Source organism: Aequorivita viscosa, assembly GCF_900106795.1.
Classification (GTDB): domain Bacteria; phylum Bacteroidota; class Bacteroidia; order Flavobacteriales; family Flavobacteriaceae; genus Aequorivita; species Aequorivita viscosa.
Genome location: NZ_FNNS01000036.1, coordinates 1 through 21,067, shown reverse-complemented (window position 1 = coordinate 21,067; position 21,067 = coordinate 1). Strand labels below are relative to the sequence as shown.

Annotated in this window: 21 protein-coding genes and 1 rRNA gene; 15 read left to right on the top strand and 7 right to left on the bottom strand. The window is 34.7% G+C overall.

Features of this window, described 5'->3' with window-relative positions; genetic code table 11:
- Positions 1–1,876 (top strand): T9SS type A sorting domain-containing protein (locus BLW28_RS14685; RefSeq protein WP_143036906.1); only part of this gene is annotated, 1,876 nt, incomplete at its 5' end.
- Positions 1,877–2,147: 271 nt separating this feature from the next.
- On the opposite strand, the gene BLW28_RS14680 is transcribed toward BLW28_RS14685, so the two are convergent.
- Entirely contained in the window at positions 2,148–2,543 is a 396-nt protein-coding gene (locus tag BLW28_RS14680) for a 5-methylcytosine restriction system specificity protein McrC (protein ID WP_073221903.1), read from the bottom strand.
- A 128-nt stretch (positions 2,544–2,671) separates the two neighbouring features.
- Between BLW28_RS14680 and BLW28_RS14675 the strand changes: the two genes are divergently transcribed.
- The 6 genes from BLW28_RS14675 (at position 2,672) to BLW28_RS14650 (ending at position 7,730) form a co-directional block, all read left to right on the top strand.
- Positions 2,672–2,932: a trimeric intracellular cation channel family protein gene (locus BLW28_RS14675; protein ID WP_073221901.1), complete on the top strand. Its 261-nt coding sequence runs from the start codon at positions 2,672–2,674 to the stop codon at positions 2,930–2,932.
- Positions 2,933–3,446: 514 nt separating this feature from the next.
- Positions 3,447–4,157 (top strand): TVP38/TMEM64 family protein, encoded by a 711-nt coding sequence (locus BLW28_RS14670; RefSeq protein WP_073221898.1) that lies wholly within the window; start codon positions 3,447–3,449, stop codon positions 4,155–4,157.
- 136 nt (positions 4,158–4,293) lie between these two features.
- Positions 4,294–4,971 (top strand): DUF2490 domain-containing protein, encoded by a 678-nt coding sequence (locus BLW28_RS14665; RefSeq protein WP_159431791.1) that lies wholly within the window; start codon positions 4,294–4,296, stop codon positions 4,969–4,971.
- 255 nt (positions 4,972–5,226) lie between these two features.
- On the top strand, positions 5,227–5,718 hold the full coding sequence (locus BLW28_RS14660; protein WP_083540861.1) for an MgtC/SapB family protein: 492 nt from the start codon (positions 5,227–5,229) through the stop codon (positions 5,716–5,718).
- A gap of 863 nt (positions 5,719–6,581) precedes the next feature.
- Complete coding sequence (locus BLW28_RS14655) at positions 6,582–7,106, top strand: DUF421 domain-containing protein (RefSeq protein WP_073221892.1); 525 nt, start codon at positions 6,582–6,584, stop codon at positions 7,104–7,106.
- Between the two features lie 60 nt (positions 7,107–7,166).
- Entirely contained in the window at positions 7,167–7,730 is a 564-nt protein-coding gene (locus BLW28_RS14650) for a hypothetical protein (protein WP_073221889.1), read from the top strand.
- A 375-nt stretch (positions 7,731–8,105) separates the two neighbouring features.
- Here BLW28_RS14650 and BLW28_RS16105 read toward each other — a convergent pair whose 3' ends face one another.
- The 5 genes from BLW28_RS16105 to BLW28_RS14630 form a co-directional block, all read right to left on the bottom strand.
- Positions 8,106–8,240 (bottom strand): hypothetical protein, encoded by a 135-nt coding sequence (locus BLW28_RS16105; protein ID WP_262481129.1) that lies wholly within the window; start codon positions 8,238–8,240, stop codon positions 8,106–8,108.
- 185 nt (positions 8,241–8,425) lie between these two features.
- Positions 8,426–9,004 carry a DUF1989 domain-containing protein gene (locus tag BLW28_RS14645; RefSeq protein WP_073221886.1) on the bottom strand — a complete coding sequence of 193 codons (579 nt, stop codon included), beginning with the start codon at positions 9,002–9,004 and terminating at the stop codon, positions 8,426–8,428.
- Positions 9,001–9,669 carry a guanitoxin biosynthesis heme-dependent pre-guanitoxin N-hydroxylase GntA gene (gene gntA / locus BLW28_RS14640; RefSeq protein ID WP_073221883.1) on the bottom strand — a complete coding sequence of 223 codons (669 nt, stop codon included), beginning with the start codon at positions 9,667–9,669 and terminating at the stop codon, positions 9,001–9,003. Before gntA ends, BLW28_RS14645 begins: the two co-directional genes overlap by 4 nt.
- 12 nt (positions 9,670–9,681) lie before the next feature.
- Positions 9,682–10,020 carry a SemiSWEET family sugar transporter gene (locus BLW28_RS14635; RefSeq protein WP_317042295.1) on the bottom strand — a complete coding sequence of 113 codons (339 nt, stop codon included), beginning with the start codon at positions 10,018–10,020 and terminating at the stop codon, positions 9,682–9,684.
- A gap of 501 nt (positions 10,021–10,521) precedes the next feature.
- Positions 10,522–11,268 carry a peptidylprolyl isomerase gene (locus BLW28_RS14630; RefSeq protein WP_073221877.1) on the bottom strand — a complete coding sequence of 249 codons (747 nt, stop codon included), beginning with the start codon at positions 11,266–11,268 and terminating at the stop codon, positions 10,522–10,524.
- 2 nt (positions 11,269–11,270) lie between these two features.
- Between BLW28_RS14630 and BLW28_RS14625 the strand changes: the two genes are divergently transcribed.
- From BLW28_RS14625 to BLW28_RS14590, 8 genes are all read left to right on the top strand, one after another.
- Entirely contained in the window at positions 11,271–11,912 is a 642-nt protein-coding gene (locus BLW28_RS14625; protein ID WP_073221875.1) for an NUDIX hydrolase, read from the top strand.
- Positions 11,913–12,095: 183 nt separating this feature from the next.
- Positions 12,096–12,899 (top strand): lysophospholipid acyltransferase family protein, encoded by an 804-nt coding sequence (locus tag BLW28_RS14620; protein WP_073221872.1) that lies wholly within the window; start codon positions 12,096–12,098, stop codon positions 12,897–12,899.
- 263 nt (positions 12,900–13,162) lie between these two features.
- Entirely contained in the window at positions 13,163–15,409 is a 2,247-nt protein-coding gene (locus tag BLW28_RS14615; RefSeq protein ID WP_073221870.1) for an NADP-dependent isocitrate dehydrogenase, read from the top strand.
- Positions 15,410–15,479: 70 nt separating this feature from the next.
- Positions 15,480–17,840, top strand: a complete 2,361-nt coding sequence (locus tag BLW28_RS14610) for a TonB-dependent receptor (protein WP_073221909.1) — start codon at positions 15,480–15,482, stop codon at positions 17,838–17,840.
- A 3-nt stretch (positions 17,841–17,843) separates the two neighbouring features.
- Positions 17,844–18,644, top strand: a complete 801-nt coding sequence (locus BLW28_RS14605; protein WP_073221866.1) for a DUF4249 domain-containing protein — start codon at positions 17,844–17,846, stop codon at positions 18,642–18,644.
- A 49-nt stretch (positions 18,645–18,693) separates the two neighbouring features.
- Positions 18,694–19,509, top strand: a complete 816-nt coding sequence (murQ, locus tag BLW28_RS14600; RefSeq protein ID WP_073221863.1) for an N-acetylmuramic acid 6-phosphate etherase — start codon at positions 18,694–18,696, stop codon at positions 19,507–19,509.
- Complete coding sequence (locus BLW28_RS16030) at positions 19,502–19,726, top strand: DUF6095 family protein (RefSeq protein WP_073221860.1); 225 nt, start codon at positions 19,502–19,504, stop codon at positions 19,724–19,726. Before murQ ends, BLW28_RS16030 begins: the two co-directional genes overlap by 8 nt.
- Positions 19,727–20,516: 790 nt before the next feature.
- Positions 20,517–20,822, top strand: a complete 306-nt coding sequence (locus BLW28_RS14590) for a hypothetical protein (protein ID WP_092842585.1) — start codon at positions 20,517–20,519, stop codon at positions 20,820–20,822.
- Between the two features lie 139 nt (positions 20,823–20,961).
- On the opposite strand, the gene rrf is transcribed toward BLW28_RS14590, so the two are convergent.
- Positions 20,962–21,067: ribosomal RNA gene (gene rrf / locus BLW28_RS14585) — 5S ribosomal RNA — on the bottom strand; the annotation flags it as partial.

Below are 21,067 nucleotides of genomic sequence, written 5' to 3'. Positions count from 1 at the left end.
ATTTGGTGTAGATATTGATAATGATGGAGACATAGATTTATTGTCTTCTTCTAGCAATGATGGTAAGGTTGCTTGGTATGAAAACACAGATAGCTTAGGGGCTTTTAGTTCCGAAAAAGTTATATCGCAATATGGTGCCCCAACTTCAGTTTATGCTGGTGATCTTGATGGTGATGGAGACGTTGATGTACTTGCGAGCTCTTATACAACAAATGAAGTATTGTGGTTTGAGAATTTAAATGGTCTTGGAGCTTTTGATGGAAGACAAATTATTACATCTAGCGCATATGGAGCTAGAGACGTATATGCTTCAGATCTTGATAATGATGGCGATTTGGATGTTTTATCTGCTTCAGAGAGTGATAGAAAAATAGCTTGGTATAAAAACTTGGATGGTCAAGGAACTTTCGGTCCTACACAAATAATTGCTACAAATAAAGATGACGCAATGGCTGTACTTACTGCCGACTTGGATAATGATGGCGATTTAGATATAATAAGTACTCAAAGCAATATTGGTGAAGTTTATTACAACGAAAATTTGAATGGTCTTGGAGATTTTAGTGAAAGTAATTTAATTACTACTTTCGTTAATTCTGTTAATTGTATTTTGGTTATTGATCTTGATGGGGATGGGTTTAAAGATTTAGTGTCTTCATCAAAAAAAGATGACAAGATAGCTTGGTACAGAAACTTAGATGGCTTAGGCTCCTTTGGTGTACAAAGAATTATTTCTCGCACCGTAGATAGTCCTAGATCCATATACGCTGCTGATTTGGACGGTGATGGGGATATGGATATTCTATCTGCTTCCTATTATGACAATACATTTGGATGGTTTGAAAACCTAGATGGTTTAGGCAACTTCGGAACCCAAAACATTATAGCTTCAGAGGAATATTGGCCAGAGGATATTTTTTCTATAGACATAGACGGTGATGGTGATATGGATGTAGTAAGTGCTTCAGGTAATGCCAACTGGTTTGAGAATTTAGATGGCCTTGGAAACTTTAGTGAAAAAAAATACATAGAGGCACTTAATGCCAATGCAGTTTTTTCAATTGATATTGATGGCGATGGAGACAATGATGTACTTACGGGTTCATTTGATGAAATTGCTTGGAACGAGAATATTGATGGCTTAGGTGTATTTGCTCCACGACATATTATAGCTACTAATTTAAATAATGTGAAAGATATTTTTGCAATTGATATTGATGGCGATGGTGATGTGGATGTATTAACCGCCACATATGATGATGATAAAATTTCGTGGTATGAAAACACTGATGGTTTAGGTACATTTAGTACCGAAAAAATTATTACAAATACAGCTGATGCTGCTTCTGGAGTTTTCGGAATTGATATGGATAATGATGGGGATATTGATGTATTGTCTGCCTCCTTTCTAGACCATACAATAGCTTGGTATGAAAATCTTGATGGCAACGGCAATTTTGGTGTAAAACAGATTATATCTACGAATGAAATTAATGCAATTTCCGTTTTTGCTGATGATTTAGATAATGACGGTGATATAGACATTTTCCCATCGGCACACGATTATTATATAAATGGAAGTAGCAATTATGATAAAATATCTTGGTATGAAAATACAAGTTTGCTAAATTTAAACACTGTTGATACTAATAATGATAGCTACAACCTATTTCCTGTTCCCACAGATAATGTTTTAAATATTAAATCAAATTCAAGTATTAGTAAGGTAGAAATTTACAATAATCTAGGGCAATTAGTTTTAGAAAAGTATCACAGTACTATTATAAATACAAGCACACTAGGTAAGGGAGTATATCTAGTTAAAGTATTTGATAATAAAGGAAACTACGATGTGAAACGTATTTTAAAGAATTGATTTTCTCGTACTTATTCAATTAATCACCTGACTTATGTCTATGAGCTTTTAAGCCTGGGTGTTTTTGCTTAGTTTTAGGTATAACACGTCTTCTGTTATAAGGGGTTCCATTTTTTTCTTAGGCTTTGGACATGGTTTAATTGCTTCAATATTTTCTATGTCATTGGGTTTTAATTAATACACCCTAAAATTACAAAGACATTAATTAGATTATTACGGGAAACTTTATTGGCAATCATTATTGTCCGACAAAAGACTTACGACCGCTTCGTTAAAAGACGTAAGACATAACACTTGATTCGTAATGCCTTGAAAACAAGCATTTTGTATCAACTATAGTAGGTTGATCATCTTTCAATAAATGCAAATCGGGTTTTAAACGGAAATCATTTCCAACATCTAAATATTTATTACCAACTTGAGCTTTTGCCTTTACGCCACTTATTTCCTTATCAATAAACCCAAAAATAAAATCCTTGAAAACGTACTCTATAGGCAAAAAGAAGGCAAATAGTTTGAGTGAGTTTTTATAATTAAAAGACACGCTGTTTTCTAGAAAAAGAACACAATAATCACGAACGGTCTCAAAACTTGAAAACATCGGATTAAAACTCAGACGTTTCATATGATCAGCGGATGCAGAAACGTCCTTAACTTCATCCAACATTAAAAGATCTGTATTAAGTCAGACAGTTATTAACGATGGAGACGATGATGATCCGACGAGTAAATCTGATACTATTGGAATTGGAGACCCTAACCCCTACTCGTCCCTAAACAATAAAAAAGAGCGTCATGGATAATTACCGCATCAGTATTTTTGGAGGTGTAATTCGTGATATACTATGTAATGAAATTCCTATTCTTTTTAGAAAAGAAATATATGCCACGGCTTGTATTGTTGGTGGATCTACATATTTTATCTTATTACAAACCCCACTTCAGTCAGATTTTGTAGTGGTTATTTCGTTTGTTTCGGTTATGATTGTAAGGTTATTAGCTATTTATTTTAATCTTTCATTGCCAAGTGTTTATTCGAAGAAAGAGATTGAGTGAATTTCGGGCTTCGGTACTAATTTCAGCGTTGCTGCGCATGCTGAAATTCACTCAGCCACCTTTGGGTTGTTAGTTTTATTAACTATTGGCTTCGGTAATTGTGGATAGACACAACCGCGAGGGCGGGTGGTGGGAACTATATAGCGGTTGAAGATTCACCTTTAAGAAGCTTACTTTTTTTTTCCTTTAGAGGTAAGATAACCTTAAATAGAATTGCTCAAAACTTACAACGAGACTTCTAATTAATTTTTGAGAACTTTATTTCTTTCTTTAAATATTCAAGAATTCCTTTTATTTTCGAAGTTGAATTTGATATAACCAGAGTTTAAAAACATACTAATTTGTGTATTCTAAATACTGAAATTAATCATGGCATATTTAGATTTTAGTATCTTGTTTTATCCTAAAAAAAATAAGACTTCAAATTTTCAAACGTTTGTCAATATCTCGTCATCACCTAATATCGACGGCATATTCAGAATTCGGTTTGAAAAGAAAGTTTAATTTATAATTAATGAAAGAAAAAGTAAATACTTCTTCAAAATCAAAAAGTAAGCTTCCACTATATGTATCTATTTTATTGGTTGTTATTTTAACGATCTGTTATTTTACAATTCCGTCTGTAAACAATTTTTTAACAGAAGCTTGGAATGTACTCACTAGTGATGACGAAGCGCGTATAAAAAACTGGGTAGAAGATTTTGGATGGTTGGGGCCCATTGTGATTGTTCTGGCTATGGTTGCCCAAATGTTCTTGTTGGTAATTCCCACAATTTTATTAATGATAGTGGCCATTCTTGCCTACGGGCCCATCTGGGGAAGTATCATTGTACTTATAGCGGTGTATATTGCATCCTCTGTTGGTTATTTTATAGGAAAATACTTAGGAGCTGGTTTTATCACGCAACTTTTAGGTGAAAAAACACTAGAGAAAGTAAGTTCCTTTTTGGAAGATTACGGCTTTTGGGCTGTAACCATAACGCGTATAAACCCATTTTTATCTAACGATGCTATTAGCTTTGTAGCAGGAATTCTAAAAATGAGTTACTGGAAATTTATCGCTGCTACTTTAGTGGGAATTTCTCCGTTAACTTTTCTTATTGCAATTATGGGAAGCAACACCGATTCGCTAAAAAGTGGATTGCTATGGGGTTCGTTAGGAAGTTTTATACTATTTGGCATCTACATTTGGCTAGATAAGAAACGTAAGAACAGCGATTCATAATAGTGATTTTTTAAACTGCTTTTTTTAGCAAGGCAGATTGATAGTTTTAATTCTGTTTCTTAAAGCGCTTTTCGGCTATAATTCCCAATTTTATCCAGAATTATGCTATTACTTCGTATAAACGCATATGGTAAATATGATGAGAATAATTATTATAATTTTTTTTTACTTCATTTCTGTAACGGGAATTTCGCAGGAAAAATTTACTGGCAGCTATGAGCCTTTTATTGAAGTTGGTTATGCTGTTAGCAAACTATATTCACAAGAGTTTTCTGTCGAGGGACGTTTTCATTGGTATGATGCAGAAGTTTATAAATTCCAAGCCAAACAAGTTGATTTGGCTCATTTCTCCTCATTTAAATTGAATACTAACAACGAGTTGGCTTTGGGATTAAAGTATCGATTTGAGGAAAACTTTGGCGGCGATGATAAAAATGAAATTCGCTTAGTTGAAGAATATAAATATGAAATTGATACTGAAAGGAACAAACTAGAACATCGGATCCGGGCAGAGCAGCGATTTTCAGGATCATTAACTTCGCATCGGTTTAGGTATAAATTTGAAGCAAGCCAACTGTTAGGCACAGAAAAAAGAAACACGGACAACATCTATCTAATTGGAAATTTAGAAACATTAGTAACAATTTCAAAAATCTATAAACCCTCATACGAACAGCGTTTTACTACGGGAATAGGAGTGCCATTTACCGCGTTTACTGAATTTGAATTTGGCTTGCAATATAGAATAGACGATTTTACACAAGAGGTTACACACGAATTATTTTTTATAAGCGGACTAAAGCTTGATTTATAAGCCAATTGATGTTAATGCGCATTTAAATTATTTTTATTAATTTTCTTGAAAAAACTTTGAACGTGTAGCGATACGATGGATAACGAAGACTAAGAGCACCATTAAAACAACAGTGTTTGACTAAAATGTTAGACTACTTTGCTTCTAAATAAAAGAATCTAGGTTTACATTTTAACGTATTAACGCTCGCTTAGTTCTATCGATTAGTTTTATGAGTTTTCTAATTTCATAACTATAATTTTATACCCTAAGAATATGATTTCTACTATTTATATTAGTGCTATTCAGGCTGGAGAAAAAGTTTTAACAGGGATAGGAGAAGAACCAGATTTTAGTTTTAGTCAGGATTTTCTTTTCAAAATAATATTGGCAGTTGTAGCGGGACTACTAATAGGAATTGAAAGGGAATATAAAGGCAAAGACGCGGGATTAAAGACAAATATGCTTGTTTCTGTAGGCGCCTGTGCTTTTGTAATTTTATCGTTACAATATCAAGGCGGAAAATTTATAGATTTAACCCGAGTTCTTAGTCAGGTAGTAACCGGGATCGGGTTTTTAGGAGCCGGCGTAATCTTGAAAAAGAAAGATACTATTCAGGGATTAACTACTGCGGCTACTGTTTGGTGTAGTGCAGCAGCTGGATGTTTGGCGGCACTTTATCTGGTAACCGATTTAATATTGTTCACAGGTACGGTTCTTCTAATAAACCTGATTTTTGGTTTGATTGGAAAAAAGATAAACGAATAAGGTTCACTGGAATTTTAGAAACAACTGAAATTTAAGTTTTATGACCCATTGTAAATACCTAATGGCATATTTTTTAAGTTAAACAAAACACAGATAAAGAGGTAATCACACTTAAGTCAATGTCTTGTATTAACATCATTTAAATTTTAAGCTGATAATAATGATTGCAACTAATCAGTTATAATTTGAATCGCTAATTGCTTGTGTGAGCATGAATTTCTAATTCTGCTAGGATTCAAAAACCGTGTAGATATGAATTGTTATAGCTAAAATTCCTAGAAGGTTAAAAAAAAGATCTTACAGGATAAATTCAAATGACTAGATTTAAACGAATTTATATTTGAATTGAAGTTATTTTTAAACTGATTAGTTACAAATGATTTATTTATTAACTTGTGAGAAAACTTTTAATTCGTTGTGTCGTACTAATACTAGTTTAACATTGAAATGTTGCATAAAATCTGTTTTCTTTTAGTTGATGTGTTGTTAAGAAATATAACTTGACGGCAGCGGCGGATGCTTAAATTTTATTCCTAAACTGATGTAAAAATAATTCAGGTTTTCTGTATTACATTTAAAAATCAAATTTGTGTAAGATTTAGGATCTGCCCCAACCGCCAACCTTGAGTTTGTTTATGACACCGTACGTTCGGGTAGGCCACTAAGCTATGAGGCCAGCTAGTTTTTTAAGCTTATTTGATTACGCTTTATTTTGAAACTCAAAGGCGTGACTAATGATATGGTTATTCTTAAGAAAAATTCTTTAAGTGCTCTAAATACCAAATGAATCTGAGTTTTATAATACTTTTATACGATACAAATGCCCCTTACTAGAACACTAAATTTAAAACTAAAAATATAATATGGAAAATTGGCTCTACTCCTCATTACCAATAATTGCGAAAGTATTTTTAACAATATTAGCAATATTTACAATTGTAATAATAATTGTTAGAATTTCAGGTTTACGGACTTTTGCAAAAATATCAAGTTTTGATTTCGCTTCTACTATTGCCATAGGTTCAATTATAGCTTCTATTATTTTAAATCCTTCAGATTCAATTTTAAAAGGAGCAATAGCCTTAGGAGGAATTGTTTTATTTCAATCACTTTTTACTTATATGGTTCGTAAAATTCCTGCATTTGAGAAATTAGTTACCAATAAACCTATGCTTATTATGAAGGATGGTGTAATTCTGAAAGAAAACTTGCATCGCACTAATTTAAGTGAGGAAAACCTTATCGCCAAATTAAGAGAAGCAAATGTTATAGATTTTGATGAAGTTAGAGCTGTAGTTTTGGAATCTACTGGCGATGTATCTGTATTACATACAAGTACAGATAAAAAGCTCATGGATAAAATGTTAAAAGGAGTTCGAATTGAATAAAGTAAGATTCGATCTTTTTGTTTTCTAAAATTCTAAGTTCTTAATAAAAACACTTTTTATATGATACATTTCATTTCTAAAAATAAGCGATCGCTATATGGAGGCTTGGCAGCAACTGTTTTTGCTGGATTGGGAGCGTTTTTATTAGGTGATATTTCTGGATATGAAGCAAAATCGTTAATAAGTAGCTCTATTAATGGCATTAATATGTTGTGTAATACCATAATATTGGCTTCAGCAACAATATTAGCGCTTTTGCTGACTTTACTAGGAATTAGTACTGGGTCTAAATCTAAAATTAAAGAAGTACATTATAAGCAAGTTTTAAATATTGCAAAATTTGATACCGTACTATTTATAGGCGCGTTAATGCTCTTTCAACTGTTTAATATCCCTCTTACGGAATCTGATAACCTCCCTACTTCTTGGTTTACTTATATATATTGGTCAACTTTATTTTTCTCTTCCCTACTAAGTGGATTAATGGTTACTGTAATTTTATTATTGTATCATACAGTAACCAATATTATTGCGATTGTTGGATTAACAGAAGATCATTATTTAATTAATGATGAAGAATTGGAAGCGCAGAAAAATAAATCGTCTAAAGAGGAAGATAATTAATTTATATACCAGCTAATTGTTAGCAAACTCCTCTCCTATTTTACTTGTTATAACAATTTTCGTTTTACGCACTATTGAATTATTTATGTACTAGTATTCGGGGGTTACTAAGATTTAAAACCCGTCTTAGCTACCAATCTGTTTCTTGTTTTTAAGTCCGATGTTCGGGTAGTTCGCTCTAATTCGGAAAAAAACTCCCTCCTAATGACTTACTAATTTAGCTATTTTGCATAAACATTCTTTATAGCCTATAAACCCCAGTAGTGTGCTTACTCGCAAATAATGCGTATTAAAAATGCTTGAAAGCCTATGCTAATTGGTAAAACGGTGTTGTGCAATACTTTTATCGGAAACTAGCTATAGGCATTCAGAATTTTATTCCTCTTCCTTAGTTCCCTGGTTTGGTGATTTTGGAAGTTTGACATCTTTTTTATCTTTTTTATCTTTTTCTACTTCTCCGTATTGATTGTGATCGCGTTTTTTTCCGAAACCATCTTGTGTATCTCCCATTTTGATTAATTTTTAGATTATTAAAATATTTTTATAGTATTCAGTTCTTATATTGCTTCGTCTCTAAAGTTTAAAATTGAATTTTAAAATATGTATTAATTGCTAATTATCAGTAGCTATCTCACGCTATTATTCCATAATTGTAAGATATGAGAAACGTACTACGTATGGTACTAAAACATAGATTAAGATACTACTTCATAGCCTATAGACTTACACGAACCCCCATTACTGTCGAGCGCTGAGCAGGCAGTTAATGCTACTATTAAATCCATTTGCGCTTTAAAACATATATAATCGCCAGCTTTTGAGGTTGGAGGGTCTACTGATATTTTACCATTTTGGTTAAAAGTTACATTCATAAAAATATTAAATGCCGAAGGAATTGTTTCTTTTGAAATCCCGAATTTTTCTAAGCCTTTGTGAAGATTTTCGTAGCAGCTAGGATGATATTCTGATATATTATAAAAATGCTTCATTGTTTTTCGGTCGCAAGGAGCTAAGAGAAAATCGTTTCTACCGTTGGTGTCTTCTATTATCTCGACCATTTTATTACTATGGTTGCTCCAAAGAAAATTGCCTTTAGTTAATAAAATCGTTTCTTCATAATCAAAGGTTTTTCCTGATGAAATTTTTTCATTGTGATTATTCAAATTATAAAGCAGCATATCCGATACTTGGACACCCTCAATATCGGTTACTTTAAGAATTTCACCTTTCTTTAAAATTAGTGAAGCTCCAGATTTTGGTTCAATTACTTTCATTTGGTGTTTTTAAAATTATATGGACATTTCCAATCTTCTTTAACTGCGCGACCGCTGTACTGCCTTGCTTCGCTTTCGGTTCCAAAATCTTCGAGCATAGGGTTTATAGTTCCTTGTTTCGCTTTATCGCGTCTTCTAATTAAATCGCGCACACGACTATACCTTCCTGTTTCGCGAAGCATTTCGAATTGACTATGCAAATTAAATACAATCATGGGGAACGGAGCACTTCTTGCTTCTCTAGACGATTTAGGGTGCATTCCGACAATATAAAAAGAGTTTCCTAAAAAGCTAAAACTGAACTTAGGCGATTCGGTATCTGCTTCTGTGGTAGCATCCCATGGTTTTGGATCAATTTTGTGTAGGGCATATAAAAACTCCCAAAGTGCATTTTCAAATGAAATTTCATCTTCGAAAGAATCGTTAGTAAAAGTTGCGATAAAGGTTTGAAACTTCATAGTATCACTATCTACATCGTCGATATACAGTTGCAAATCGTTTAAAATTTGATGATATGTTTTTGAGGAATTTAGAGTTTCATAATCGCAAATCGTTAAGTTCTCATCGGCCACGAGACTTTGCGCCATCACACAAGGATGATCATCTAAAATAAATTCTCTAATGGCTTCAGTTGTATCGATTTTATCGTGAATTTGGTTTTTCATAATTAAGTCTAATTAGTTTTTTTCCGATTTAGCAGTTAGTGCAATAATTAACATACAACTATTAAAAATGAAGGAAACCCCGTTTGTAATTATTATTGGTAAATCATTTTTTAAGAATCCGTAATAAGTCCATAATCCAACTCCTAAACAAAGCGTTACGAACATATACGGACTAATATCGTCCACGTTTTTAGATTTTATTGCTTTATATATTTGCGGTATAACAGCGATTGTGGTTAGAATTCCAGCTAATATTCCTATAATTTGCTCAAAATCCATGATACTCGAAACGTTATTGGAGGTAATTATAAAGTGTGCTAAAACCACGAGAATACCTCCTATTTCATTCAAATATACATTTCAGAGCCTTCAAGCTTTAATTTATAGTATTTTTTTAATACAAATTTCACATAATTTTAATTTTTGAAGTCTCCATTCAATTCCTTTGAAAACGGATTTTATCAAATATTGAATGAATTGATTGTATGCAACTAACAATCGGAGTCGTAGTATTTGAATAGACAAATTAAATCGATTCTAAGCTATTTACATTTGGCTGAAATTCTCGCTAATGTTTGATTACATCGCGTTGCTTACTAGAATTTAAATAAGTTTTTCTAGTTTAAATTCAACCTTAATACTGATGGACTATAATATCCTCTGCCAAGACTTTATCATCAGGATAATCTAAAGCACTATTATAAAAATCGTCTTCTACTTAAATGCTAAGTCCGCTTCTATCAGATATTTATTTATTAGTTAATTCGGAATTTGGAAAATCGTGCAGGTTTCAGCTCTGCTATAGATGCTGAAAATTAGTTCGTCATCAAAAAGATTGAGGTGTATTTTAAATTAGTCTAACACCTTCGCAGTAATGTAAATGTTATTCAGTGGCCAATCTCCGTTATCTGCTTCCACTTTTGAAATTTCTTCAACCACATTCATTCCTTTGGTCACTTTTCCGAAGATGGTGTATTTTCCATTTAAGTGTGCTGTCGATGATTTTGGTCCTAAGAAGATAAAAAATTCGAATGGGGCAGTTCTGTTATCCGGATTTTCTCTGTATTCCTTGGCGCCCGAAACAGTTCCATATTCGTGAACTCTTCCATTTTCAAGCTCTGCTGGCAGTAAATATGTTCCTCCAATCTTGGCTCGTTTTTTTGGGGTAGATGTTAAATCGCTATTCCCGCCTTGGATAATAAAATTTGGCACAATACGATGAAAAAATGTTTCGTTGAAATAATTTTGTTTCACTAAGTAAATAAAATTGGCGCGATGCAAGGGGGTGTCATTATAAAGTTCAATTTCAATATCGCCAAATCTGGAAGTTATTAGCACCTTGGTTTCTGGATTGTTCTTACCGTATTCAGTTAAAAACGAAACTGCATTTTCATTGGTTAGTTTGGGAAATTCTGTTTCTTCAATATTACGCTCGATTTCAGTTTCGTCATCATCTTGATCTTCAACTTCATCTTCAACTTTAACTTCAACTTCATCTTCTTGTAAAATTTCATTTTCCATTTGGAGTGCCTTTTCCTTATCTTCACAGCCTCCGAATAAAAACACAATTCCAACGAAATAAATTAACAGCTTTCTCATAAATGGATTTTCGCGATTTTGAAAAACGAATTGTAAAAATAGAAAAAATGGAACTTCCTGGCGAGGCAGTTCAATTTAAAATGGCTCCTGTAGCTCGTTTGCGCGAACTCAGGCAAGAAGCTATGCATATTGATAAAGCTAGAAAAGCGGGAGTTATGGCACTCTTCTACCCTAATAAAAATTATCAAACTAATTTAATATTGATACTTCGAAAGACTTATAAAGGTGTACATTCCGCACAGGTAGGGTTTCCTGGCGGAAAAATTGAAAAAATAGACCGTTCAATCAAAGACGCCGCCTTACGAGAAACAGAAGAAGAGGTTGGAGTTCAAAGAGACGACATTGCTGTTATTAAAAAACTGACTCAGATTTATATTCCTCCAAGCAACTTTTTTGTTCAGCCATTTCTTGGTGTTGTTTCTAAAACACCAACATTTGTTTTAGAAGAACGAGAGGTAGAGGCACTAATTGAAGTAAATCTTACTCATTTTATGGATGAAAGTTGCATTACCACTCGAATTTTAAGCACATCATACGCCACTGATCTAGAAGTTCCTGCCTTTAATTTAAACGGTCATATAGTATGGGGTGCCACAGCGATGATGCTCAATGAAGTGAGAGATTTGTTACAACGGGTTCTGTAAAAGCTTAATTTACTATATTTGCCAGGTTCAAAAAACAACCATTATCCAAATATTTAGCGCAACGAAGTTAAAAGTTTTTAAATAGAATTTTAAATTAAAACAAATCCTATTAACTTTGAATATATCCTGCCCACTAATTTGATAAGCAGCAAAATTCACTTAACTAAAATCGATTACTAAAAAATGGGGCTTTTTAAAAAAAATCCATTCGGACATATACTTTTCCTAAAACTTTGGCTCATCAGAATTATGGGTGCCATGACGCATCGTCGTTTTAAAGGTTTTAATGAGTTAAAAATCGAAGGCAGTGATGTAATTCGGAATCTTCCAGATACAAATGTGCTATTTGTGAGCAATCATCAAACCTATTTTGCAGATGTGGTAGCTATGTTTCATGTTTTTAATGCTAGTTTGAGCGGTCGTGATGATAATATTAAAAACATAGGTTATTTATGGCGCCCGAAACTCAATATTTATTATGTAGCAGCCAAAGAAACTATGAAGGCTGGCTTATTACCAAAAATAATGGCTTATGGCGGCTCTGTAAGCATTGAGCGAACTTGGCGTGAAAAAGGAAAGGAAGTCAACAAGCAAGTAAAAATGAGCGATGTTAGTAATATAACTACGGCGTTAAACGATGGTTGGGTTATTACTTTTCCTCAAGGAACTACAAAGCCTTGGAATCCTATTCGTCGTGGTACTGCTCACATTATTAAACAGAATAAACCTATAGTAGTTCCTATTGTAATAGATGGTTTTAGAAGATCTTTCGATAAAAAAGGACTTCGTATTAAAAAACGAGGCATTCTTCAGTCTATGGAAATAAAAAAACCATTAGATATTGACTACGAAAACGACACCATGGCAGAGATAGTCGAAAAAATAGAATATGCAATCGAGCAACATCCATCGTTTTTAAAGGTTATTCCGAGAGAAGAAATAGAAAAATCTGAAGAATTAAATAAAGAACGTGAATGGAGGTATTAATTCGCTCCAAATTCACTCTAAATTTGCATTAAATTCTTACTTTATTTCGACGATTATTTCAGTAGCTAGTCTTCTAAAAACATATACTCTTACAAACAACGGGGAATTATATATCTATGTTGAAAACCATTGTTTTGAGACTTTCCCAAACTTCTAATTATCCTACCACTTCACTTTTAAAAGAGCGCTTAAATCGTTATATTTGCATTTCTTAAAATTTAAGTACAATACACAATATATCACACTTCAAAAAATATAGTTCTATGACAAATCCTTCAAAGATTATTTACACTAAAACAGATGAATCTCCAGCTTTAGCTACACATTCATTTTTGCCAATAATAAAAGCCTTCACGGCTCCAGCAAACGTTAAGGTTGAAAGTCGAGATATTTCATTATCGGCAAGAATTTTAGCTGTTTTTCCAGAATTTCTTTCCGAAGAGCAACGCGTTAGTGATGATTTAACCGAACTTGGAAATCTTGCTAAAACTCCCGAAGCGAATATCATAAAACTACCAAATATTAGTGCTTCTCTTCCACAGTTAAATGCAGCTATTGCTGAACTTCAGAAAAAAGGATTTAATATTCCTGATTACCCTGCAAAACCTAAAAATGATAAGGAGAAGGAAATTCAAATAAAATACGATAAAGTAAAAGGAAGTGCTGTAAACCCAGTACTTCGTGAAGGGAACAGTGACCGTCGCGCGCCAAAAGCTGTAAAAAATTACGCTAAAAAGAATCCACATCGTATGGGAGCTTGGGATAGCGATAGCAAAACCCACGTTGCCACAATGGAACAAGGTGATTTCTTTCATAATGAGAAATCTTTGACAATGGCTTCAGACGACACCCTGCATATTGTTCTTACCGAAAATAACGGGAATAAAACTGTTTTAAAAGAAGGGATTAAAGTATTGAATGGCGAAATTATCGACGCTACTGTAATGAGCAAAAAAGCTTTGGTTTCTTTCTTAGAAGAACAAGTAGTTGATGCGAAAGAAAAGAAGGTTTTGTTTTCAATCCATATGAAGGCAACGATGATGAAAGTGAGCGATCCAATCATTTTTGGGTATGCAGTGAAAGTATATTTCGACGATTTATTTAAAAAATATGCCGACACTTTTGAAGCGTTAGGTATCAACGCCAATAATGGATTAGAAGTTCTTGAAAATAAAGTGTCTGAGTTATCCGATGACAAAAAATCTGCAATTTTAGCCGACCTTAAAAAAATTATGGATGAGAATCCAGATTTAGCAATGGTTGATAGTGATAAAGGTATTACCAACCTTCACGTTCCTAGCGACGTTATTATTGACGCTTCTATGCCAGCAATGATTCGTAACTCAGGGCAAATGTGGGGACCAGACGGAAAAACCTATGACACCAAAGCAATTATCCCTGATAGTAGTTATGCAAGTGTTTTTCAGACCACAATCGATTTTTGTAAAAAACACGGTGCTTTCGACCCTACAACAATGGGAACCGTTCCAAACGTTGGTCTTATGGCTCAAAAAGCTGAAGAATACGGAAGTCACGATAAAACTTTCGAAATTCCAGCTGATGGTAAGGTAGAGGTAATTGACGCTTCAGGAAATACGATTATCGAGCATTCGGTTGAAAAAGACGACATCTGGAGAATGTGCCAAGCAAAAGATTTACCTATTCAAGATTGGGTAAAACTTGCAGTGCAAAGAGCAACAGCTACAGGCGATCCTGCCGTATTCTGGTTAGATAAAAATCGCGCTCACGATGCAGAGCTAATTAAAAAAGTGAACAAATACCTAAAAGATCACGACACCAACGGATTAGAAATTAAAATTCTATCTCCTGAAGAAGCAACTTCTTACACTTTAGAGCGTGTTAAAGCCGGAAAAGACACCATTTCAGTAACTGGAAACGTGTTGCGTGATTATTTAACAGACCTGTTCCCTATTTTGGAATTGGGAACTAGTGCAAAAATGCTTTCCATAGTTCCGTTGATGAATGGCGGCGGTATGTTTGAAACAGGTGCTGGAGGTTCTGCACCAAAACATATGGAACAATTTATAGAAGAAAATCACCTTCGTTGGGATTCACTTGGAGAATTTTTAGCCTTGGCAATTTCTCTAGAACATATCGGAACAAAATACAACAATCCAAAGGCAGTGGTTTTGGCTGATGCACTTGATGAAGCTACGGAACAATACTTAGATAACCGTAAATCGCCGTCACGACATGCTAAAGAAATTGACAACCGTGGAAGTCATTTCTATTTAGCTATGTATTGGGCAGACGAGCTTTCAAAGCAAAACAAAGACGAAGATTTGAAGAAAATTTTCACCCCCATTGCTAAAGAACTACAAGAAAGTGAAGATCAAATTAACAAAGAGCTAATCGATGCCCAAGGTCACTCTGTAGACATCGGTGGTTATTATGCTCCAATAGAAAAGCTGGTTTATGAAATTATGCGACCTAGTACAACGCTAAATAAAATCCTTGTAAAGCTCAACCCATCGGTAGCATTGCAATAAGAAATTGTTTTACCTTTCAAAAACCTTCAGTATTTTGCTGAAGGTTTTTTTTAACCCTAACCCGAAACGCTTGAAGAAACTTCTATCCCTATTATTTCTATTTGTTAGCTTCACAGCTTTCACTCAAGAAAAATTCACCCTAAGTGGTACCATTTCTGAAGAAGATACTGGAGAAACTCTTATGGGTGTAAACATTGTTGTTCCCGAGTTGCAAACAGGAACGGTTACCAATCAATACGGATTTTATTCTATTACTCTTCCAAAAGGCGTATATGAAGTAATTTATAGCACGCTTGGTTTTACTACAGAACGCATTAATGTCGATCTTTCTAACAATATAAAAAGAGATTTCACAATGAAAACAGACTCACAAAGTCTAGATGAAGTTGTAATTGAAGCAAACGCAGAAAAGCTCAATATCCGAAGTTCGCAAATGAGCGCTAATACACTTTCTTCGAGCACTATAAAAAAAATTCCCGTTGTTTTAGGCGAAGTGGATGTAATAAAAGCCTTAACCTTACTTCCAGGAGTAACAAGCGCAGGCGAAGGTGCTAGCGGTTTTAACGTTCGCGGTGGCGCTGCAGACCAAAACCTTATTTTATTAGATGAGGCAACGTTATATAACTCATCACATTTATTCGGCTTTTTTTCGGTTTTTAATCCCGATGCCATAAAGGATTTAACGCTTTATAAAGGAGGAATTCCTGCGCAATACGGCGGACGCATTTCTTCAGTTTTGGATATCTATCAAAAAGATGGAAACAACCTCAATTATCAAGCAACTGGCGGAATTGGTCTGGTGGCAAGTCGTCTGCTCCTCGAAGGACCCATTAAAAAAGATGTCGCTTCATTTTTAGTTGGAGGTCGTAGCAGCTATGCACATTTATTTCTTCCTTTATTCGATAATGACAACATCGCCTACTTCTACGATCTGAATACGAAAGTCAGTTATAATTTAAACGAAAACAACCGGTTATTCCTTTCGGGATATTTTGGCAGGGATGTTTTTAAAATTTCAGAAAGCTTCGGAAATACTTTTGGAAACACAACCATAAACTTACGTTGGAATCACCTTTACTCAGATAGGTTATTCTCCAACCTATCTGTAATTTATTCAGACTATTATTTCGGTTTAGAATTAAAGTTCGTGGAGTTTAAATTTGATAGTGGTATTCGAAATTTTAATCTGAAATATGATTTCTCACACTATCTTTCAGAAAATATCGATTTAAAATATGGCCTAAATAGCATTTATTACAAGTTTAATCCAGGAGATGTAAAGCCAACCACGGTAACTTCGGGTGTAAACGAATTTAAATTAACCGACAAATACGCTTGGGAAAATGCTGTTTATGGTGCAGCCGAAATAAAGGTTTCAGATAATATCTCAGTAAATGCAGGTTTACGTTTATCCACTTTTAGCCGTTTGGGGCAGTCGGAGTTCTTTTTATATGAAAATGACAACCCGGTTCTTTACAATGAGGCCCTAGGAATTTACGAAAAAGCAAAACCAAACGATACCATTTCCTTCGGAAGGAGTGAAACCATTAAGTCTTTCGCTAATTTAGAACCACGTTTAGCTGTTTCGTTTCTACTTGACGATGATTCTTCAATAAAAGCGAGCTATAACCGCATGACTCAATACATTCACCTAATTAGCAACACTACTTCTCCTACTCCTTTCGATATATATGCGCCCAGCGGAAAATATATAGAACCTCAGTTGGCAGACCAAGTGGCAATGGGTTATTTCAGAAATTTCGAAAATTATTCTTTAGAAGTAGAAACGTTTTATAAAACGGTTCAAAATCGTTTAGATTATATTAGCGGTGCCGATTTAATAGCAAACAACGCCATTGAACAAATACTATTGAATGGCGAAGCAAGAGCCTACGGTTTGGAAATGTTGTTCCGAAAAAACACAGGGAGATTTCAAGGCTGGTTGGCCTACACCCTATCAAAAAGCGAACAACGAACGCCAGGAAGAACGGCAGCTGAAAGCGGAATAAACAATGGCGAATGGTACAATGCGGCTTGGGACAAAACGCACGATTTGTCGATTACCGGTTCTTACGATTTGTCAAAAAAATGGACTTTTGGCGCCAATTTAATATTTCAAACCGGTCGTCCAACCACCTTCCCTGAAGGACAATACGAATACAACGGTATGGTTGTTCCTGTTTATGAAGCACGTAATAGCAGCAGAATTACACCTTTTCATCGTTTAGATATATCTGCTACACTCACTCCTTCTCGAAAAACGGATGAACGCTGGAAAGGCGAATGGGTCTTTAGTATTTACAACGTTTACAATCAGAAAAATGCAGCGTCAATTTCCTTTAGCGAAAACACAGACACGTACCAAAATGAAGCTGTAAGACTTTCTATCTTCGGAATTATTCCATCAGTAACATATAACTTTAAATTTTAAAAGATGAAGCAGATCATAATGTTAATTGCTTGCGCTCTACTTCTAGCTTCTTGTGAAGATGTTATTGAGGTAGACTTAAACGATGCCGATCCAAGATTAGTAATAGAAGCGAATATTAATATTCGAGTTGAAGATGATTACGTAAATAGCTATGTAAAACTAACCACTACCGCTCCTTTTTTTGACAACCAAGTTCCCTTTGTAGAAAATGCCTCAGTACACATTGCGGATGAAAATGGTCTTGTGTATAGTTTCACCCACGTTGAAAATGGTTTTTATATAAGCGATTTTTCACCTCAAGAAAATATAGACTACACGCTTGAAGTTATTTACGAAAACGAAATATATACCGCTACAACGAATCGAATTTCAAGCGTACCACTAGAATATGTAGAACAACGGGATGACGGGGGTTTTTCGGGAGATCAAATTGAATTGAAAGCTTTTTTTACCGATCCCGCTGGCGAAGAAAATTTCTACTTCGTAACAGGAAGTTCTGAAAGGGGAATTAATCGAAATGTTTTAAATGATGAGTTTTTTGATGGAAATGCCATTTTTGCATTATATCGCGCTGATGATTTAACCACAGGAGACAATGTTCAATTCATACTCTACGGCATTACTGAAGAATATTACAATTATATGTTTATCCTTCTTCAGCAAACAGGAGCTGGCGGCGGTCCTTTTGAGACCCAACCTGCAACGGTAAAAGGAAATATTATAAACGAAACCAATCCTGAAAATTATCCCCTCGGATACTTCAGAATATCAGAAATTTCAGTGCTTGATTATACGGTTCAATAAATCGTCATTATAAATTACACGGCATCGTTCGTAAATCGTACATTTGTATATGTCTTTCACAAAAACAACAGAATCTGAATCGAAATACAACCATTTAGAAAAAATGGACGTTTCTGAATTGCTTGAAAACATCAACAACGAAGACAAAACAATTGCGTTTTCAGTTGAAAAAGCCATTCCGCAGATTGAAAAACTAGCTTCCAAAGTAGTTGAGCAATTAAAAGCGGGCGGTAGATTGTTCTACATTGGCGCAGGTACAAGCGGTCGTTTAGGTGTTGTAGACGCCAGCGAATGTCCACCAACATTTGGAGTGCCTCACGATTTAGTTATCGGAATTATAGCGGGAGGCGACACAGCCATCAGAAAAGCGGTTGAGTTTGCTGAAGATTCCGAAAATCAAGGCGTCAAGGATCTTCAAAATGAAAACATTTCTGAAAAAGATATAGTCATAGGTATAGCTGCATCAGGAACCACGCCTTATGTAATCGGTGCGCTAAACTATTGCAACGAAAACAACATACCTACAGGGTGCATTACGTGTAATGAAGGAAGCCCTATTTCAAATACCGCTGAATTTCCAGTAGTAGTTACCGTCGGTCCCGAATTTGTTACAGGAAGTTCTAGAATGAAAGCAGGAACTGCGCAAAAGCTCGTTTTAAATATGATTTCCACCACTGCAATGATTCAATTAGGAAAAGTAAAAGGAAATAAAATGGTGGATATGCAGTTGAGCAATAACAAATTAGTAGACCGTGGCGTTCGAATGATTATGGAAGAGCTAGATGTTCCTGAAGAGCAAGCGCAACGACTTCTCAATAAATACAAAAATGTAAGAACAGCAATAAATAATTATCACCATGGGTAAAGATCATACAGACTTCAACATATTAAAGAAAGGCTTAAAGTATTTAGCATTTGCCTTGCCCTTACTTTTTTTATCTCCCTATCTCCTAACGTTATCATTCCTTAATAAAGACACTTACATATTTTTCGTTTTTCTGTTCCCTGCAATACTAGCTGGTGCTGGAGCAATTTATTTATGTTTTAAAGGAATCAATACAATAATGAAGTCAATATTTTAGTAGTATCTAATTAGTATTCTATATCCTTAAAATTAAAAGAGAAGGACTTTACCTAAAGATCGAAAGTATTTAATAGACACAACTACATCTATTTAAATGGGAATATTTATAACTTAAATTTTCTCACCAACAATTCTTTAATATTAAAAGCGTTAAAGTATATTTAAGAATGTCCCCTCTTTCCCGTTTTATTAATTTAGTATAAACCTCCTTTTAGACAGTATAAACAATTTAAGCCCAATTTCTTTTCTATTACTTTCCTAGTCTTAATTAGCAATTATCATTTATAGATATATTCATCATCTTTCGCAATTATCCAATAACAGCCTACAAGTAGTTCCCGAAAGGGAGCACACCTTTAATTAAAGTACGATTACAGTATCTTTATAGTACACTTATTATATGTTTATAGCGTGTATTAAACGCAATTCATATAACATAATTCAACCTCCCTTTTATATTGCGTAAATGAAGAGGTTTTAGAATACATTTTGTTATCATAAACCACGAAAATAAAATGCCATAAAACACAGTCTTTTAAAACATACGTATATCGGCGTGAGCTTAATCGAACCCGCATAGTTCAAAGGAGCTAAAAACATATAATTCTTCCAATTTGGGAAACTAAATCTTTGGATAAACACAACAATTGTTCTTAATTCCCTACCATCCCTACCATCACGCTGTGGGAGCGTAGGAGATTTCAGTTTGTTCCCCAAAAAAAACCTTCACCAAATTAATGACGAAGGTTTTAAAGGAAGGCGCTTTGGTAGTATAAACGGCAGGGACGGTGATTGATAATGGTTTATCGCCACAAACCACGTACCACGTCCCTACCACCACGCTGTGGGAGCGTAGGAGATTTCAATTTGTTCCAAAAAAAACCTTCACCAAATTAATGATGAAGGTTTTAAAGGAAGGCGCTTTGGTATTAAAAACGGCAGGGACGGTGATTGATAACGGTTTATCGCCACAAACCACGCCCCCGTCCCTACCACCACGCTGTGGGAGCGTAGGAGATTTCAGTTTGTTCCAAAAAAAAACCTTCACCAAATTAATGATGAAGGTTTTAAAGGAAGGCGCTTTGGTATTATAAACGGCAGGGACGGTGATTGATAACGGTTCATCGCCACAAACCACGCCCCCGTCCCTACCACCACGCTGTGGGAGCGTAGGAGATTTCAGTTTGTTCCCAAAAAAAAAACCTTCACCAAATTAATGATGAAGGTTTTAAAGGAAGGCGGCGACCTACTCTCCCACAGGATTGCAGTACCATCGGCGCAAACGGGCTTAACTTCTCTGTTCGGAATGGTAAGAGGTGAGCCCCGTCGCTATAACCAC

Coding starts and splice junctions, on each gene's coding strand:
- BLW28_RS14680 (WP_073221903.1), bottom strand. CDS start 2,543: ATGTTGGATGAAGTTAAGGACGTTTCTGCATCCGCTGATCATATGAAA.
- BLW28_RS14675 (WP_073221901.1), top strand. CDS start 2,672: ATGGATAATTACCGCATCAGTATTTTTGGAGGTGTAATTCGTGATATA.
- BLW28_RS14670 (WP_073221898.1), top strand. CDS start 3,447: ATGAAAGAAAAAGTAAATACTTCTTCAAAATCAAAAAGTAAGCTTCCA.
- BLW28_RS14665 (WP_159431791.1), top strand. CDS start 4,294: ATGATGAGAATAATTATTATAATTTTTTTTTACTTCATTTCTGTAACG.
- BLW28_RS14660 (WP_083540861.1), top strand. CDS start 5,227: ATGATTTCTACTATTTATATTAGTGCTATTCAGGCTGGAGAAAAAGTT.
- BLW28_RS14655 (WP_073221892.1), top strand. CDS start 6,582: ATGGAAAATTGGCTCTACTCCTCATTACCAATAATTGCGAAAGTATTT.
- BLW28_RS14650 (WP_073221889.1), top strand. CDS start 7,167: ATGATACATTTCATTTCTAAAAATAAGCGATCGCTATATGGAGGCTTG.
- BLW28_RS16105 (WP_262481129.1), bottom strand. CDS start 8,240: ATGGGAGATACACAAGATGGTTTCGGAAAAAAACGCGATCACAATCAA.
- BLW28_RS14645 (WP_073221886.1), bottom strand. CDS start 9,004: ATGAAAGTAATTGAACCAAAATCTGGAGCTTCACTAATTTTAAAGAAA.
- gntA (WP_073221883.1), bottom strand. CDS start 9,669: ATGAAAAACCAAATTCACGATAAAATCGATACAACTGAAGCCATTAGA.
- BLW28_RS14630 (WP_073221877.1), bottom strand. CDS start 11,268: ATGAGAAAGCTGTTAATTTATTTCGTTGGAATTGTGTTTTTATTCGGA.
- BLW28_RS14625 (WP_073221875.1), top strand. CDS start 11,271: ATGGATTTTCGCGATTTTGAAAAACGAATTGTAAAAATAGAAAAAATG.
- BLW28_RS14620 (WP_073221872.1), top strand. CDS start 12,096: ATGGGGCTTTTTAAAAAAAATCCATTCGGACATATACTTTTCCTAAAA.
- BLW28_RS14615 (WP_073221870.1), top strand. CDS start 13,163: ATGACAAATCCTTCAAAGATTATTTACACTAAAACAGATGAATCTCCA.
- BLW28_RS14605 (WP_073221866.1), top strand. CDS start 17,844: ATGAAGCAGATCATAATGTTAATTGCTTGCGCTCTACTTCTAGCTTCT.
- murQ (WP_073221863.1), top strand. CDS start 18,694: ATGTCTTTCACAAAAACAACAGAATCTGAATCGAAATACAACCATTTA.
- BLW28_RS16030 (WP_073221860.1), top strand. CDS start 19,502: ATGGGTAAAGATCATACAGACTTCAACATATTAAAGAAAGGCTTAAAG.